This window comes from Bradyrhizobium sp. 23AC, from assembly GCF_054863025.1.
This window is the reverse complement of sequence record NZ_JAVAYN010000029.1, coordinates 1-17231: the sequence shown is the minus strand read 5'-3', so window position 1 is coordinate 17231 and position 17231 is coordinate 1. Positions and strand designations below refer to the sequence as shown.

The following is a 17231-nucleotide window of genomic DNA, read 5'->3' as shown; positions in this document are numbered from 1 at the left end:
GCCTGAAGTTTTCCTAACGCACGAGGCACGGACGCTTGTCGTCAAAGGTCCAGCCGGGGATCAGGTCCTGCATGGCAATAGCGTCATCGCGGGCACCGAGTCCATGCTGCTTGTAGAGGTCATGCGCCGCGTCGATAGCGGCCCTGTCGATTTCGATACCCAGGCCCGGCCGGTCCGGGACCGCAATCTTGCCGCCCTTGATCTGGAGCGGCTCTTTGGTGAGCGCCTGGCCGTCCTGCCAGATCCAATGGGTGTCGATCGCGGTGACCTTGCCGGGGGCGGCGGCGCCGACATGGGTGAACATGGCCAGCGAAATGTCGAAATGGTTGTTGGAGTGCGAGCCCCAGGTCAGGCCGTTGTCACGGCAGGTCTGCGCCACCCGCACCGAGCCCTGCATCGTCCAGAAATGGGGGTCGGCGAGCGGAATGTCCACCGCGCCGAGACGCAGCGCGTGGGAGAGCTGCCGCCAGTCGGTGGCGATCATGTTGGTTGCGGTCGGCAGGCCGGTGGCGCGGCGGAACTCGGCCATGATCTCGCGGCCGGAAAAGCCGGCCTCGGCGCCGCAGGGGTCCTCGGCATAGGCGAGGATGCCGTGCATGTCCTTGCAGAGGCGGATCGCCTCGTCGAGCGACCAGGCGCCATTGGGGTCGAGCGTGACGCGCGCGTTCGGGAAGCGCTTTGCGATCGCGGTGACGGCCTCGATCTCCTGCTCGCCGCGCAGCACGCCGCCTTTCAGCTTGAAGTCGGCGAAGCCGTAATGGTCGTGGGTGGCTTCCGCGAGCCGCACCACGATCTCGGGGGTCATCGCCTCCTGATGGCGGAGATTGAACCATTCGGGCTTGCCGGTCTCGCCCTGGACGTAGTTCAGCTTCGACTTGCGCCGGTCGCCGACGAAGAAGAGATAGCCGAGCGTCTCGACGCTGTTGCGTTGCTGGCCTTCGCCGAGCAGCGCGGCGACAGGCAAGTTGAGATGCTGGCCAAGCAGATCAAGCAGTGCGGATTCGATCGCGGTGACCGCGTGGATCATGACGCGAAGATCGAAAGTCTGCTTGCCGCGGCCGCCGGCGTCGCGGTCGGCGAAGGCGGTGCGGACGTCGGCGAGGATGTTGTTGAGCGCGCCGACGGTCTTGCCGATCACGAGATCGCGCGCGTCCTGGAGCGTCTGCCAGATCTTCTGCCCGCCCGGCACCTCGCCGACGCCGGTGTGGCCGGCATTGTCGGTGAGGATGACGATGTTGCGGGTGAAGAATGGCGCATGCGCGCCGCTCAGATTGAGGAGCATGCTGTCGCGGCCCGCGACCGGGATCACCTGCATCGCCGTGACGACAGGTGCGCCAGAGATATCGGTCACGGCCATCGCTTGCTCCTCGCTGTTGTCACCCTATTCTGCCGCTTGTTGTGTCGATCGGATGGCGGGCAGATTCTTCACCAGCGCGGTCACTTCCGCGATCTCCTGCTCGGTGAGGTCGGTGAGCGGCGGGCGGACCGGGCCGGAGTCGCGGCCGATCACCTTCATGCCGGCCTTGATGATCGAGACGGCATAGCCCTTCTTGCGGTTGCGGATCGCGATCAGCGGCAGGATGAAGTCCTTCAGCCCGGCCTGGATCGTGGCGTGGTCACGCTTGCGCACCGCGGCGTAGAAGTTGGTGGCGAATTCCGGCACGAAGTTGAACACCGCCGAGGAATAGGTCGTTACGCCCATGTCGAGATAGGGCAGCGCGAAGGTCTCGGCGGTCGGCAGGCCGCCGACATAGGTGAGACGGTCGCCGAGCTTGGTGTAAACGCGGGTCATCAGCTCGATGTCGCCGATGCCGTCCTTGTAGCCAACGAGGTTCGGGCAGCGCTCGGCAAGGCGCGCGAGCGTATCGGGCTGGAGGATGGCGTTGTCGCGGTTGTAGACGATGACGCCGATCTTCACGGCGGCGCAGACTGCCTCGACATGGGCGGCAAGGCCGTCCTGCTCGGCATGGGTGAGATAGGGCGGCAGCAGCAGCAGGCCGTCGGCGCCGGCCTTCTCCGCGCCGATGGCGATCTCGCGGGCGATCGCGGTGCCATAGCCGGTGCCGGCGAGCACGGGCACGCGGCCCTTGGTCTCGTCGACGGCGACTTTGACGACTTCAGGGACCTCGGTCGGCGTCAGCGAGAAGAATTCGCCGGTGCCGCCGGCGGCGAACAGGCCTGCGACATCATAGCCGCACAGCCAGTCCATGTTGGCGCGATAGGTCGCCTCGTCGAAGGAGTAGTCAGCCTTGAAGGGCGTGACGGGGAAAGACAGGAGGCCAGATCCGATCTTCTGGGCCATTTCCTGCGGGGTCATCTTGCTCATGGGCGCGGCTCCCTCATTGCGTGTTGTGGAGGACGCAAGCAGAAAGCTGCGCGTCCATGCGCCGTGGTTTAGGAGACCGTTCGATGCGGGTCCAAGCCAAAGCCTATATCGACCGATGCGAAATCAGCATCAATCTTCGGATGGCTCCGCAGAGGCCAGTTCGCCGGCGATTTTGACGAGCGCCGACAGCAGCGGATTCTCGTCGTCGCGGCGCCAGACCATGAACAGCTCGACGGGGACGCGCGTGCGCAGCTTCAGCGGGCGCAGGCGCACGTCGGAAATCTTCAGGCTCGCAGCCGCCGCCGGCACGATGGCAAGGCCGAGGCCGGCGCGCACCATGGCGAGGATCGAGTGGATCTGGCTCAGATGCTGGACGTAGCGCGGCAGCACGTCGGCACGGGTGAACAGGGCCACCAGGAGATCGTGGAAGTAGCGGCTCTCATAGGGCGAATACATCACGAAGGGCTGGTCGTCGAAATCCTTGATGGTGATGCTGTCGGCATTGGCGAGCGGATGCTTCTTCGGGATCGCAGCGAGCAGGGGCTCGGCGACGACGCGGCGGCTGGTGAGCTCGGGCCGCGCGATCGGCGGCCTGAGCAGGCCGGCGTCGATCTGGCCCGAGGTCAGCGCCTCGAACTGGTCGCCCGACACCATCTCTTTCAGCGAGAAATCCACCTCGGGCAGTTTTGCACGGCAGGCCGCGACCAGTTCTGGCAGGAAGCCATACGCCGCGGCCGCGGTGAAGCCGATCTTCAGCGAGCCGGTCTTGCCGAGCGCGATGCGGCGGGCGACCTGCGAGGCGCTCTCGGCAAGCTTGAGGATGCGCCGCGCCTCCGGCAGAAAGCTGCGCCCCGCCGGGGTGAGGCGCACCGAACGGCTGGTGCGCTCCAGCAGCGGCGCATCGATGATGTGCTCGAGCACCTGGATCTGCCGGGACAGCGGCGGCTGGGTCATGTTCAGCCGCGTCGCGGCGCGGCCGAAATGCAGTTCCTCCGCCACCGTGACGAAACAGCGGAGCTGGTTGAGGTCGAACATCGATACATGCCTTAGATGGATAAGGCGTTTCCCCGGTACTTCTAGCATCGATCATCCCCAAAACAAAGACGGCGGCTTTTTGGGCCGCCGTTGAGTTGCCTGGTCAAGCTCCCATCGGGAGCCCTCAGGAGGAACGTTTGAGCGTCACCCGCTCGATCTTGCCGACGATGACGAGATAGGCGAACGCCGCCACCAGCGCGTTGAGGCCCACGAACACCAGCGCGCCGTTGAACGAGCCGGTCGCGGCCAGGATGTAGCCGATCACGATCGGCGTGGTGATCGAGGAGAGATTGCCGAATGTGTTGAACAGGCCACCGGAGACGCCGCCGGCTTCCTTCGGCGAGGTGTCGGAGACGACCGCCCAGCCGAGCGCACCGATGCCCTTGCCGAAGAAGGCGAGCGCCATGAAGCCGACCACCAGCGCCTGTCCATCGACATAGTTGCAGGCGATGATCGACATCGACAGCAGCATGCCGCCGACGATCGGAATCTTGCGCGCCATGGTCAGCGAGCCGGTCCTGCGCAGGATCGCATCGGAGATGATGCCGCCGAGCACGCCGCCGATGAAGCCGCACAAAGCCGGCAGCGTCGCGACGAAGCCGGCCTGCAGGATCGACAGGCCGCGCTCCTTGACCAGATAGACGGGGAACCAGGTCAGGAAGAAATAAGTCAGCGTGTTGATGCAATATTGGCCGAGATAGACGCCGAGCATCATGCGGTTGGAGAGCAGCTGGCGGATGTGGTCCCAGCCGGAGCCGGCCTCTTGCGCACGCTCGCGGAGCTGATCGTTCTTGGGCGCGTCGAGATCGACCAGCGCGCCGCCTTCCTTGATGTAGTCGAACTCGGCATCGTTGATCGAGGGATGCTCCTTCGGGCCGTAGATGGTCTTGAGCCAGACGAAGCCCATGACGATGCCGAGCGCGCCCATCACGAAGAACACGAAGCGCCAGCCGTAGGCGTGCGCGATCCAGCCCATCAGCGGCGCGAAGATGACGGTCGCGAAATACTGTCCCGAATTGAAGAAGGCCGACGCGGTGCCGCGCTCGTTGCCCGGAAACCACGCCGCGACGATGCGGGCGTTGGCGGGGAAGGAGGGCGCTTCCGCGACGCCGACAAGGAGGCGGAGCGCGAACAGCACGACAACAGCCGTGCCGGCGCTGAGGAAGCCGACCCAGCCCTGCATCAGCGTGAACAGTGACCAGATGATGATGCTGAAGGCATAGACGAGACGCGAGCCATAACGGTCGAGCAGCCAGCCGCCCGGTACCTGCGCCGCGACATAGGACCAGCCGAACGCCGAGAAGATCCAGCCCATGGCGACGGGATCGAGATGCAGCTCCTTGGACAGCGCCGGGCCTGCGATCGACAGCGTGGCGCGGTCGGCATAATTGACGGTGGTGACCAGGAACAACATGGTCACGATGAGCAGCCTGACGCGAGACCTTCTCACGTCCGCTGCGGACACCACTGCGCTCATCAGGCGCCTCCTCAAGTCGAAATGTTTCCTCGATCCGACTCCTAGAGGCGCGCGCGGCAAAGTGTCCAAGTTCAAGGGGGTATCGATCGATACCGTTTTTGGATTGATGAAACGGCAGGTGAGGGGAACGATGCTGGTGCGGAGTGAATGTGCGAGCGATGGTGATGTGCGAGCCCCAAGCACTCCGCTGTCATTCCCCGCGAAGGCGGGGAATCCAGTACGCCGCGGCTGCTCGATTCAATCACTGTCGTCACGGCGTATTGGATCGCCCGGTCAAGCCGGGCGACAACACCGAGTGCGAGGACGTTGCGCGTAGCCCGCATGAGCGAAGCGATATGCGGGGAGAATGGCCCCGGATGTCGCTGCGCTCATCCGGGCTACGACTCGTAAAATGGGTCTTCGCGCGCGCTACTGCTTTGCACTCGGCAACAGCTGCGGCAGAAATCCGCGCGTGACGCCCGGTGGCACTGCGTCCAGTCCAAGCACCGCGCTCGCGGCCGGCAGCGCCGCATCCGCCATCGCCGCATGCCCTTCCGCGCTCGGATGCACCGCGCCGCCATAGACGGCGGAGAGCACGCCCCAGGTCGCGTCGTGAATGTCGGTCGGCTGGCTCGCCGCCGGCAATCCCTGCGGATAGGTCATCGCGGCGAAATAGCTGTCATTGGCATCGCGGATCCAGCGCCCGCGGGGCAAATAAGCGCGGTATTCCGAGGCGCCGCGGCCGCACAGCATCGGCTGGCTCGCCGCGCTCACGATATCAGGATTGAAGCTCTGGCCGTTCTCCGCAAAGCAGCTGCGGTCGAATTCGGGGTCGTTGCCCGAATGGGCGCAGAAGCCGTGATCGGCGAACGCCGCCTGATGCGCATCGACGAAAGTCATGCGGTCGGCTTCGGGATCGCGGCACAGCGCGCCGCGCGTGCAGGTGGCGAGCCCCTTCAGCTGCGGCAAGAACTCGGTATCGACGAAGGTCGAGACGCGGGCAAGGCGCTGCGGATCGGCGTTGAAGGCCGGATGGATGTCGAAGCCGGCGCGGCCGCCGCGGCAGGGTACCCCGCCATCGGCGAGCGCGGGGTTGGCGTAGGAGACATAGACGACATGCGAAAGGTCGCCGCCGACCAGCGGCTTGAGCGCCTCGCGCAGCTTGACGAAATTCTGCGGCAGTTCGCGCGCCAGCGCATCGCGGGAATCGTCGACGCTCGCCATCACGCCCGAGCGGCGGAACAGCGCGCGCTCGGTCGCGGTCTCGACGATCACGTCGGCGACGAGACCGGAGAAATAGACGTCGTTGGCGCCGACCGAGAGCAGCACGAGATCGAGCGTGCGGTCGGGCTGGCGTTTCTTCGCCGCGGTGAGCGCCTCGCGCAACTCGGCGACTTGCGCGTTCACGCTGGTGTTGCAGACACCGGTCTTGCCGGGCGGGCATTCGCGGGCGCGCTGCGAGCCGAGCAGGCCGTCGCCGATGCTGGCGCCGGTGCAGGCGAGCGGCAGGTAGGTCACTGCGATGTGGGTGTAGCGCACCGCGAGTGCGAGGGCGGTGCGCGTCTGGTAGCTGTAGAGCGAGCGATGGCAGGGCGAGTTGAACCAGAGCGCGCTGTAGCGCTGCCAGTTGGCGAGCGTGTCCGGCGCCTCGCAGGCGCGGCCGCCCTTGAAGCCGTGGCGGCTCGGGCGGTAGTACTGCGCGCCAGCGGTGCCCAGATAGGAGCGGAAGCAAAATCCTTCGTCCGACAGCGCCAGCGGCCGGTCCGGATTGCCTTCGCCGGAGGCGATGCTGTCCCCGAGGCCGGCGACGAAGATGTCACGGACCTGGATCTCGGTCTGGACGCGCTGGGTCGGATCGGAGCCGGAGGAGACGTCGACGGTCGCGACCGTCTGCCTGCCGTAGCGGACGCGCAAATTGATCGGCTCGGCGCAGTCGAAGGTCGATTGTTGCGGCCCGTCGCCGTCATCGAACGACCAGGCGCAGGTGGCGCCGACCGGCACCGCGCCAACGAGACGGACGGTGACGGGGTGATCGATCGGGGTGAGGTAGTTTTCCTTGGTGTTGTCGCGGGTGCAGGGCTGGTTGACCCGGCCCTGGAGGTCGATGCAGAGCCGGTTGACCATGTTGCGCGCCCAGCCGCGGCCCTCGCTCTGGAGCTCCAGCGACTGCTCGGCGGCCAGGATGCTGCGGTTGCGGGCGTTCTCGACATGGAGCAGGAAGTCGCGCTCCTCGCGGAACAGCCGGAAGCGGTTACGCACCTCCCAATTGATCTGCAGGGCGCCGGCGTCCTGAGCGCTCGCGCGCTCGGGCGGCATGGCCGTCAGAATCCCGGCAAGCAACAGGGCGCCTGCGGAAAGGGTACGAAGGAATAATGGGATCATGGCCCGCGTCTTCAACGGCAAAGTTGAGGCGGAAATAAGAGAGCATTGCTCTGCCGCTCGCAACCCCTCCGGGTCCAGATCGCGGCCTACCGCTTGTTGGCCTGGCGCAATATCCGCTCGCGCTCCATCGGCGTCACCTGCTTGGGCAGATTGGCCTGCGCGCAAGCCTCCGCCAGCCGCCGCCGCTCCTGCCAGGGCTCGACCACGTTCATCCAGAGTTCGCGCGTGCCCATGATCGAGATGGCAAGGCCGAACGGGATCACGAAATAGAGAAGGCGGAACACCAGCAGCGTCGCCAGGAGCTGCTCGCGGCCGAATTCGGGCAGCGCCAGCAGCATGGCGGCATCGAACACGCCGATCGAGCCGGGGGCATGGCTGGCAAAGCCGAGCAGCGTCGCCAGGATGAACACCACGGCCAGCGACATGAAGTCGATCGGCGGATTGGCCGGCATCAGCAGGTACATCGCCGTGGCGCAGAAGCCGAGATCGACCACCCCGATCATGATCTGGACCAGCGTCAGCGGCGCCGACGGCAGCACCACCTTCCAGCCCTTCTGGCCGAGTTCGCGCCGCTTCTCGCCCATGCAGAGCCAGACCAGATAGGCGCCGATCGAGGCAAGGCCGCCGAGCGCGATCAGCCGATTGATCGACGAGGGGAGCTGGTCCATCGAGGACGCCGCATCCGGATGGATCGCCATGCCGATCGAGAGCACGAAGATGTTACCGAGCCAGAAGGTCAGGCCCGACAGGAAGCAGATCTTGGCGACGTCGATCGCGTTCAGCCCGTAGTCTGAATAGATCCGGAAGCGGATCGCGCCGCCGGTGAAGACCGTGGCGCCGATGTTGTGGCCGATCGAATAGGACGTGAAGCTGGAGAGCGCCGCAATGCGGTACGGCACATGCTTCTTGCCGATCGTTCGCAGTGCAAAAAAATCGTAGAAGGTCAGCGTACAGAACGCAAAGAACACGCAGATCGCCGCCAGCCCGATGCTCCCGCGGGGAATCTCGGTTAACGCGGTCAGGATGACCCCGGTATCGATGCCCTTGAGGGTTCGCACCAGCGAGGTGATCGCGAAGGCGATGATGAAGACGCTCGCGGCTACTCCGAGCCGTCGCCAGCCGATCCATCTCTTGAAGCCGCGTTGCAGCGCGGGCAGCAGTCCGTGCATTCATCCTCCCGGCGGGGGGCAAGACCGACTAGGCCAGACATTGGCCAGTCGGGTACGATCACGGCCAAAAGCAGGCATCGATCGCTGGGCATGATCCAGCTCATTTAAGGCAAAAACACCGGCTTGTGCAGCCCTTGACAACAATTGGTTCTGCGTCGGACCGGTCACTTTTGTCATACGCGGTTCACATCGGCGGTGCGTTAAGCATATGAGTCGTGAAACCGGCTCGGCCCCGCGCGTTTCCTATGCCGACATAATTTCAGATGCCGGCGCCGTCCGCATTGTTCCAGCGCAAGCCGTCCGGGTCTTTTTGGAACGTCGATGCCGCGTGCTCGTTGGGCCCCATCAGCAACCGAACATGGCGGAATAAGCGGCTTTTCGTGCAAGCCGCGGCCTTCGTGTTCCACAAAACCGAAAGAGGATGGAACGATGGGACTGTTCACAAAAGACATCAAGACCATGAACGATCTGTTCGTGCACCAGCTCCAGGACATCTATTACGCCGAGCAGCAGCTGACCAAGGCGTTGCCGAAGATGGCCAGTAAGGCCACCGATCCGCAGCTGAAGCAGGGCTTTTTGACGCACCTCGAAGAAACCAAGCAGCACGTCGCGCGGCTCGAAGAAGTGTTCAAGATGCACGGCGTCCCCGTGAAGGCGGTCGATTGTCCGGCGATCGATGGCATCATCGAGGAGGCTGACGAGACCGCCGGCGAAGTCGCCGACAAGGCGGTGCTCGATGCCGCCCTGATCAACGCGGCGCAGGCCGCTGAACACTACGAAATCGTACGCTACGGCAGCCTGATCGCCTGGGCCAAGCAGCTCGGCCGCAACGACTGCGCGACCGTGCTCGCCAAGACGCTGGAGGAGGAGAAGGCGACCGACAAGAAACTGACCACACTCGCCGAGAGCAAGGTCAATCTGCGCGCGGCGAGCTAAAGGAAGAGACGCGATGATCGAGGCGCCGCGCGGTTATCTGCGTGGTGCTTCTGCTTCTCCACCATCCGGTGTCATGCCCCGCGAAAGCGGGGCATCCAGTACTCCGCGGCGCCGATTGGATTTCACAATGTCCGCCCCGGCGTACTGGATCGCCCGCCTGCGCGGGCGATGACATCGAATGTGAAGTAGGCGGATCGCTACACATCCATCCTTCGTCCGTTGTCGAAGCATGACAGCGGGCCGGCCGCCTATATTCCGCATGGGGCTGCGATCGAGGTGGCAGCATGCGCGCAAACATCATCAAATATGAAACCTTCGACGACGCCGCCGGCGCGTCGCCTGCCGGTTCGCGTCTTGCGACCTCGCTCACGCTCGCCGCGATGAGCCTCGGCTACGGCGTGGTGCAGCTCGACGTCACCATCGTCAACACCGCACTCGATGCGATGGGCAAGACGCTCGGCGGCGGTGTGGCCGAGCTGCAATGGGTGGTCAGCGCCTACACCATCGCGTTTGCCGCCTTCATCCTGACCGCAGGCGCGCTCGGCGACCGCATCGGCGCCAAGCGCGTCTTCGTGGCCGGGTTCGCCATCTTCACCGCGGCCTCGCTCGCCTGCGCGCTGTCGCCCAATGCAGCCGTGCTGATCGCAGCGCGGCTGGTGCAGGGGCTGGCGGCGGCGATCCTGGTGCCGAATTCCCTCGCGCTGCTCAATCACGCCTATCCGGACGAGCGTGCGCGCGGCCGTGCCGTCGCGGTCTGGGCTGCCGGAGCGAGCCTTGCGCTCACCGCCGGCCCCTTCGTCGGCGGCGCGCTGATCACGCTGGTCGGCTGGCGCGCGATCTTCCTGGTCAATCTGCCGATCGGGCTTGCCGGCCTGTGGTTGAGCTGGCGCTACGCCAGCGAAACCACGCGGGCCCGCTCGCGCGAGATCGATCTGCCCGGCCAGCTTGCCGCGATCGGTGCGCTGGGGGCGCTGGCCGGCGCGATCATCGAAGGCGGTGCGCTCGGGTGGGATCATCCGGCCGTGATCGCAGCCTTCGTCGGGGCCGTGGGTCTCGCCGTGTTCTTCATCTGGCGCGAGAGCCGCGCGGCGCAGCCGATGCTGCCGCTGTCGCTGTTCGGCCAGAGGCTGTTCGCGCTGACCTCGCTCGTCGGCCTGCTCGTCAATATCGCGATCTACGGCCTGATCTTCGTGCTCAGCCTGTACTTCCAGCGGATCAACGGGCTGTCGGCGTGGTGGACCGGGCTCGCCTTCGTGCCGATGATGGCGGCGGTGCTGCCGGTCAATCTGCTGGCGCCGCGTCTCGCCGAGCGCATCGGCCCGTGCCCGACCATCGTGGTCGGTGCCAGCGTGTCGGCGCTCGGCTGTCTCGGTCTGCTGTGGATCGCAGCTGACACGAGCTATTGGGCGATCTTTGCGCAGATGATCGCGATCAGCGGCGGACTTGGGCTGCTGGTTCCGCCACTGACCTCGACCTTGTTGGGCAGCGTCGACAAAGCGCGCTCCGGCATCGCCGCGGGAGTCCTGAACGCGACGCGGCAGACCGGCAGCGTCCTCGGCGTCGCGCTGTTCGGCTCGCTGGTGGCCGCCGAGGGGGCGTTCATGGCGGGGCTGCATCTGTCGCTGGTCGTGTCCGCATCCGTCCTGCTGCTCGCTGCCGTCGCGATCGGCCTCGGTGCGCCGGCGCGAGGATGAACAATCCGAGTGAATGGGCACATCTTCCGTTCACCATTGCCGCAACAGGCGCGTAGCCAGTTACCACCTGTCCACCTCTGTTGGTTCAACTGCGGGTCCATAGGGGCCCGCGATGTATCAAGTTCTCTACTGTCTCACCGAGGAGCACGATTGGCGGCTCGTCGCGCTTGGCGGCGCGGTGTGTCTGCTCGCCAGCGCGGCGGCGATTAGCCTGTTCCACCGGGCGCGCGCGACGAACGGTGTCGGACGCCTGGCCTGGCTCGGCCTCGACGCCGCCGTCAGCGGCTGCGGCATCTGGGCGACGCATTTCATCGCGATGCTCGCCTACGGGCCGGGCGGCGCCGGCGCCTACAACATCCCGGTGACGATCCTGTCGTTGATCTTTGCGATCTCCGTGACCTTCGTGGGGCTGAGCATCGCCGTATCGTCCTTGCGGGCGGGGTGGGTCGTCCTCGGCGGCGCCATCGTCGGCACCGGGGTCGCGGCGATGCATTACACCGGCATGGCGGCGCTGGAGATACCGGCGCGCGTGGACTGGATCGGAAGCACGGTCGCCGTTTCGGTGCTGTCAGGAATCGTCTTTGCGGCACTTGCATTGTTCGTGGCCGCGCGGCGCGACGACCTCTTCCATGCGCTGATGGCGACGGTGCTGCTGACGATCGCCATCGTCGCGCATCATTTCACCGCCATGGGCGCGGTGCTGCTGACGCCGGATCCGACGCTCGCGATCGGCGGCCTGTCGATCCCGCCGGCCTCGCTGTCCTTCCTCACGGCCAGCGCCGCGGTCGCGATCATCGCGATCGCGCTCGTGGCTGCGCTGCTCGACCGCCGCGCCAAGGGCGAACTGGGCGCCCAGCAAATGGTGCTGGATACGGCGCTCGAGAACATGTCGCAGGGTCTGTGCATGTTCGATGCCGACGGCAAGATCATGCTGTTCAACGAGCGCTATGCCGCCATGCTCCGTCGCACCGACATTGCGCTGACCGGCCGCCTGCTGGTCGACGTGCTCAGGGAAGAGCAAGCCAAGGGCCAGTGGCAGGGCGATGCGGATCAATTCTTCGCCCGCCTCGTTGCCGACGCGCGCGAGGGCCGCACCACGACCGACATCGTCAGCCGGTTCGGCCGCTCCATCCGTGTCGTCAACCAGCCGATGCAGGGTGGCGGCTGGGTCGCGACCTTCGAGGACATCACCGAATGGCTAGAGGCGCAGGCCAAGATCTCGCACATGGCGCGCCATGACGCGCTGACCAGCCTGCCGAACCGCGTGTTGTTCCACGAGCAGCTCGAGCAGGGACTGCGGCGCACCAGGTCGGGCGATCAGCTCGCGGTGCTTTGTCTCGATCTCGATCACTTCAAGGACATCAACGATTCGCTCGGCCATCCCATCGGCGATGCGCTGCTGAAGGAGGTCGGCCGCAGGCTGACGGCCGCCGTCGGCGAGAGCGACACGGTGGCGCGACTGGGCGGCGACGAGTTCGCCGTGGTCCAGATCGGTCGGTCCGAGGAAACCGCCGCGAGATCGCTCGCCGGCCGCCTCGTCGAGGTCATCTCGGCGCCCTACGAGATCGACGACCATCAGATCGTGATCGGCGTCTCGATCGGCATCTCGCTGTCGCCGCAGGACGGCAGCGATCCGAGCGAGCTGTTGAAGAACGCCGACCTCGCGCTCTACCGCGCCAAGGCGGACGGCCGCGGCACCTATCGCTTCTTCGAGACCGGCATGGACGCGCGCGCGCAGGCGCGGCGCCTCTTGGAAATGGACCTGCGCGCGGCGGTGCAGCGCGACGAGTTCGAGGCGTATTACCAGCCGATCCGCGACGTCGCCAGCGGCCGCGTCGTCGCCTTCGAGGCGCTGCTGCGCTGGAACCATCCGCAGCGCGGCCTGATCGCACCCATCGACTTCATCCCGCTGGCCGAGGAGACTGGACTGATCGTCCAGCTCGGTGAATTCGCGCTGCGCTCCGCCTGCATCGATGCGGCCACTTGGCCAGACGATGTCGACCTCGCCGTCAATTTGTCGCCGGTGCAGTTCAAGAATCCGAACCTGATCGCATCCGTGATCGCGGCGCTGGCCGCCTCGGGACTGAACGCGCGCCGTCTCGAGCTCGAGATCACCGAATCCGTGCTGCTGCAGAACAGCGAGGCGACCCTGACCACGCTGCATGAGCTGCGCGCCATGGGCGTGCGCATCTCGCTGGACGATTTCGGCACCGGCTATTCGTCGCTGAGCTATCTGCGCAGCTTCCCGTTCGACAAGATCAAGATCGACCGCTCCTTCGTGTCGGAGCTGGCGACGCGCGAGGATTCCATGGCGATCATCCGCGCCGTGACCGGTCTCGGCCGCAGCCTCGGCATCGTCACCACCGCGGAAGGCGTCGAGAACGACGCGCAGCTCGAGCTGCTCAGGCGCGAGGGCTGCACCCAGGCGCAGGGCTATCTGTTCAGCAGGCCGCGGCCCGCCTCCGACGTGGCGGTGATGCTCAACCGCCCGCGGCTGCTTGCGTCGGCTTGAGGACCCTATTGTTTGAGCATGATCTATTCGGAAAAGCGCTTCGCGCTCTTCCGGATCATGCTCTAGCCCCGGCGCAGCGCGAAATGCGCGCCGCAAAATGCCATGACGGCGCCGAGGCACAGCGCGGCGAGCCCGGCCAGCACGCCCGAGACGGTCGGGATCGGGCTCGGCGCCGAGGCCACCTGGCCGGCCCCCGCGAGCAGCAGCACGCCGACCGCGATCAGGAACTGCCGCATCCGTTGCGGGATCTGGCCGGAGACGGCGCTCTGCATCAACGTCGCCGTGAAATAGCCGCCGGAGAAGCCGACGGTCGCGATCAGCCACCACGCGATCGCCGCGCCCGCGGGTATGAACTCATGCGTGTCGGAGCGCCAGAGACCGCCGAGGTCGAGCCCGTAGCGCGCGCCCAGCATGTGCACCGCGAGCGCGAGCAGCACGCCTGATATCACGGCGGCGCCGAGAATCAGGCGGCGCGGAAAAAAGGTCGTCTCAGCCATGCCTCGCTTGTAGGATGGGCGAGGGCGATCGCGCAAGCGGATCGCGGGCGGGATGGCGCGGACGGGATTGCGCAGACGGGATTGATTGTCGGGATGCAGGGGTCGGAAGCTGAGACCACGCCGGTCACGAGCTATGCCTACAAGGCGTCGCTGATCGGCTCGGCGCATCGCTTCGAGCTGACGGAGCAGGGGCTGTCCTGGCACATCGGCGGCCGCACCTCGCTGTGGCCTTATGACGAGATCAGCGCGATCCGGCTGTCGTTCCGCCCGGTGTCGATGCAGCAGCACCGCTTTCGCGCCGATGTCAGCCACAGCAGCGGCCGCCGCATTGCGATCCTGTCGACGAACTGGCAGACGGCGGCACTGATGGCGCCGCAGGACAACGGCTTTCGCGCGTTCATCCTCGCGCTGCACGCCCGCATGGCGAAGGCGGGCAGCCGCGCGGTGCTGACGGCGGGGCTCGGCCGCGTGGCCTATGCGGCGGTGCTGGTGTTCCTGGCGGTGCTGACGGTGGCGATGGCGGGCCTGTTGATCCGCGCCCTCGTGAGCGGCGAGTTCGCCGGCGCGCTGTTCATCCTCGGCTTTGCCGCGCTGTTCGCCTGGCGGGTCGGCGGCTTCGTCCGGCGCAACCAGCCGCAGAGATACAGCTTCGATCAGGTGCCGAAGGCCTTGCTGCCTTAGGTGCAATCGGTCGCAATCAAAATTGACTTCGCGCAACCGCGTCCATGTCGCATCGTGCGGCGATGTCAGTGATGGACCGCAGCACGCGTCTGCCGACGGCAGATGAGATCGCCGGAATCAACCGCACCCATCTGATCGATACGCCGCTCCGGCCGGCCGACTTGCTGTTCATGTTCGGCACCCGCGAGGACGTCGGCTTGCGCGCCGACACCGCCGCGCGGCTGTGGCGCGGGGGCTATTTCCGCTGGTCGATTGTCAGCGGCGGCGTGACGCCGGGCTCGGAGCAATCCGAGTGCACGATCATCAAGGCGGCGATGGTCGAAGCGGGCATTCCGGCGGAACTTGTCCTCGAAGAGCATCGCGCGATGAACACCGGCGAGAACGTGATCTTCTCGCTGCCGATCATCGATGCGGCGCTGGGCCTTTCGAACATTCGCAGCGTGATCTGCCTCGGCAACACCTGGACCGCGCGGCGCTACCCGATGACGCTGCACCGGCACTGGCCGGAGGTGACGAAGATGCTGTTCACCGTCGACAGTTTCGCGACGCCGCGTGAGCTCTGGCACACCGATGCCGAATTTTGCCGCCGCATGCTGCACGAATGGGACAAGATCGAGCCGTACAAGGCGACGGGCTTCATCGCGGAGTGGCCGGAGGCCTGAGAGGGCTCCGCGCGCTACTCGGTCGAGTCGAAATCCTCTTCCTTGGTGCCGAGCAGCGAGACGATCGTGCGCAGGCCGGAATCGAGCTGCTCGAAGGTGGGCGGGGCGAGGGCGAGGCGCACCGCGTTCGGTGCATGGCCGTGGGCGATCGCGAAGGTGGAGGACGGCGTCAGCGCGATGCCGCGCCGGGCCGCAGCCGCGACGAAGGTCTGCGAGCGCCAGTGCGACGGCAGCGTCAGCCAGAGATGGTAGGAGCGCGGATCGGCTGCGTGCTGGTAGCCGGCGAGCAGCCTTGCCGCGGTCTGCTGTCGCCGCACGGCGTCGATGCGCTTCAGCCGTGTCAGCTCGGCGACGGTGCCGTCGGCCATCAGCCGCTGGCCGGCCGCCAGCGCGTGGCCCGAGGCGATCCAGCCGCCGGTGCGGACCGCGCTCATCACGCTTTCGCGCAAATGCGGCGGCGCCACGAGGATGCCGAGCGCAAGGCCCGGCGCGACCTTCTTGGACAGGCTGTCGAGCACGATGCAACGGTCCGGGCCGAGCGCAGCCAGCGGCGTGTCGTCGGCGAGGAAGCCGTAGACGGCGTCCTCTATGATGGTGAGGTCGAGCTTTTCGGCGACGCGCATGATGTCGGCGCGCCGCGTCGCATTCATGGTGACGCCGAGCGGGTTCTGGATGATGGGCTGCAGATACAGCGCCGACAGGTGCGCCTCGCGATGCGCTTTCTGGATCGCATCGGGACGTGCTCCGAATTCGTCCATGGGAATCGGGACCAGCGTGATGCCGAGCCGCGCCGCGATGCTCTTGACGTAAGGGTAGGTCAGCGCCTCGACGCCGCAGCGGCCGCCGGTGGGGACGAGCGCCGCGAGCGCGGCTGCGAGCGATTGCTTGCCGTTGGCGGTGAAGACGATCTGCTCGGCCTGCGGCGCGAAATCCTTGCGCGCGAGATAGGCGGCGGCCGCATTGCGCGCGCTCTTGGTGCCGGTGCTGGTCGAGACGCGCAGCGCGGATTCGAGCGCGTCGACGCGCTCCAGCCCCGCAAGGCTCTTGGCGATCATCGCCCATTGCTGCGGCAATAGCGGATAATTGACCTCGAAATCGATCCGCGCATCGCGCGGCTCGCTCAACGCCTCGACCTCGCGCCTGATGTCGCCGGAGATGAAAGTGCCGCGGCCGACCTCGCCGACGACGAGTCCACGCCGGAGCAACTCCGTATAAACCCGGCTCGCCGTCGAGACCGCGATGCCGCGGTCATAGGCAAAATTGCGCTGCGGCGGCAGCCGATCGCCGGGCCTTAACGTGCCGTTAGAGATATCCGAGGCAATGGCATCGGCAAGCTTCACGTACTCGAACTTGGACATTATTGCACCGAGAGCAATGTTTTACTTGCTCCGAGTAGTGTACTGGAGCATTTAAGTTCCATCAAGTTCCACGATTGAGCCGAGGAGAGCGAGAGCAATCCGACGGCAAATGAGGTGCAGGCGCCCACAAGCGTCGGCGCCAACGGCACCTGCTTCGCCGCGCGGGACAACAGGCCGGAGAAGAAACATGACCACGATCTCGCAAACTGCCGGGCGGAGTTTACGCCCATCCTCAACGGGCGGATTTTTTGCAACGCTCGCCCAAGGCGCCTATGCGCTGTTCAACCGCCTCGAGCGCCGCTCCGCGGTCAAGACATTGAACGAGCTCGACGACCGCGCCCTGCGCGACATCGGGATCACGCGCAGCCAGATCGAGGACGCCGTCTACGGGCAGGTCAAGGCCGAGCTGACGCGGTATCTGTAAGCCTCTCGTGTCCCGGACGCGATGCAGCGTTCTTACGCTGCTGCGCAGAGCCGGGACCCAGGAAGCCGCAGCACGTGCTGATACATGGGCCCCGGCTCT

General features: G+C 66.0%; 14 protein-coding genes. 6 read left to right on the top strand and 8 right to left on the bottom strand.

The window, feature by feature from the left end; all coding sequences use genetic code 11:
- Positions 1-13: 13 nt before the first annotated feature.
- The 6 genes from gudD to RAD10_RS38015 all read right to left on the bottom strand — a co-directional run bounded on the left by gudD (position 14) and on the right by RAD10_RS38015 (position 8368).
- Positions 14-1357 carry a glucarate dehydratase gene (gene gudD, locus RAD10_RS38040; RefSeq protein ID WP_461621475.1) on the bottom strand — a complete coding sequence of 448 codons (1344 nt, stop codon included), beginning with the start codon at positions 1355-1357 and terminating at the stop codon, positions 14-16.
- A 24-nt stretch (positions 1358-1381) separates the two neighbouring features.
- Positions 1382-2326: a 5-dehydro-4-deoxyglucarate dehydratase gene (gene kdgD / locus RAD10_RS38035; protein ID WP_461621474.1), complete on the bottom strand. Its 945-nt coding sequence runs from the start codon at positions 2324-2326 to the stop codon at positions 1382-1384.
- Between the two features lie 129 nt (positions 2327-2455).
- The gene (locus RAD10_RS38030) at positions 2456-3361 is read right to left on the bottom strand and encodes a LysR family transcriptional regulator (protein WP_092261178.1); all 906 of its coding nucleotides are present in this window, start codon (positions 3359-3361) and stop codon (positions 2456-2458) included.
- A gap of 124 nt (positions 3362-3485) precedes the next feature.
- A complete protein-coding gene (locus RAD10_RS38025) occupies positions 3486-4838 on the bottom strand; it encodes an MFS transporter (protein WP_461621473.1) in 1353 nt (450 codons plus the stop codon).
- Between the two features lie 408 nt (positions 4839-5246).
- Positions 5247-7199, bottom strand: a complete 1953-nt coding sequence (locus tag RAD10_RS38020; protein WP_461621472.1) for an SGNH/GDSL hydrolase family protein — start codon at positions 7197-7199, stop codon at positions 5247-5249.
- 86 nt (positions 7200-7285) lie between these two features.
- Positions 7286-8368 (bottom strand): lysylphosphatidylglycerol synthase transmembrane domain-containing protein, encoded by a 1083-nt coding sequence (locus tag RAD10_RS38015; RefSeq protein WP_461621471.1) that lies wholly within the window; start codon positions 8366-8368, stop codon positions 7286-7288.
- 429 nt (positions 8369-8797) lie between these two features.
- Between RAD10_RS38015 and RAD10_RS38010 the strand changes: the two genes are divergently transcribed.
- The 3 genes from RAD10_RS38010 to RAD10_RS38000 all read left to right on the top strand — a co-directional run bounded on the left by RAD10_RS38010 (position 8798) and on the right by RAD10_RS38000 (position 13510).
- Positions 8798-9304 (top strand): YciE/YciF ferroxidase family protein, encoded by a 507-nt coding sequence (locus RAD10_RS38010; protein ID WP_091958911.1) that lies wholly within the window; start codon positions 8798-8800, stop codon positions 9302-9304.
- A 284-nt stretch (positions 9305-9588) separates the two neighbouring features.
- Positions 9589-10998, top strand: a complete 1410-nt coding sequence (locus RAD10_RS38005) for an MFS transporter (protein ID WP_461621470.1) — start codon at positions 9589-9591, stop codon at positions 10996-10998.
- Between the two features lie 112 nt (positions 10999-11110).
- Complete coding sequence (locus RAD10_RS38000; RefSeq protein WP_461621469.1) at positions 11111-13510, top strand: putative bifunctional diguanylate cyclase/phosphodiesterase; 2400 nt, start codon at positions 11111-11113, stop codon at positions 13508-13510.
- Between the two features lie 62 nt (positions 13511-13572).
- Here RAD10_RS38000 and RAD10_RS37995 read toward each other — a convergent pair whose 3' ends face one another.
- Positions 13573-14007 (bottom strand): hypothetical protein, encoded by a 435-nt coding sequence (locus RAD10_RS37995; RefSeq protein ID WP_084808382.1) that lies wholly within the window; start codon positions 14005-14007, stop codon positions 13573-13575.
- A 93-nt stretch (positions 14008-14100) separates the two neighbouring features.
- Here RAD10_RS37995 and RAD10_RS37990 point away from each other — a divergent pair, with 93 nt between their 5' ends.
- Together RAD10_RS37990 and RAD10_RS37985 are read left to right on the top strand one after the other, a co-directional pair.
- Positions 14101-14688 carry a hypothetical protein gene (locus RAD10_RS37990; protein WP_461621468.1) on the top strand — a complete coding sequence of 196 codons (588 nt, stop codon included), beginning with the start codon at positions 14101-14103 and terminating at the stop codon, positions 14686-14688.
- Positions 14689-14750: 62 nt separating this feature from the next.
- Positions 14751-15350 (top strand): YdcF family protein, encoded by a 600-nt coding sequence (locus RAD10_RS37985; protein WP_461621511.1) that lies wholly within the window; start codon positions 14751-14753, stop codon positions 15348-15350.
- A gap of 14 nt (positions 15351-15364) precedes the next feature.
- Here the strand turns inward: RAD10_RS37985 and RAD10_RS37980 are convergent, their stop codons facing one another.
- Complete coding sequence (locus RAD10_RS37980) at positions 15365-16708, bottom strand: aminotransferase-like domain-containing protein (RefSeq protein ID WP_091958895.1); 1344 nt, start codon at positions 16706-16708, stop codon at positions 15365-15367.
- A gap of 187 nt (positions 16709-16895) precedes the next feature.
- On the opposite strand from RAD10_RS37980, the gene RAD10_RS37975 reads away from it, so the two are divergent.
- Positions 16896-17132 carry a DUF1127 domain-containing protein gene (locus RAD10_RS37975; RefSeq protein ID WP_026201826.1) on the top strand — a complete coding sequence of 79 codons (237 nt, stop codon included), beginning with the start codon at positions 16896-16898 and terminating at the stop codon, positions 17130-17132.
- The last annotated feature ends 99 nt before the right edge of the window (positions 17133-17231 follow it).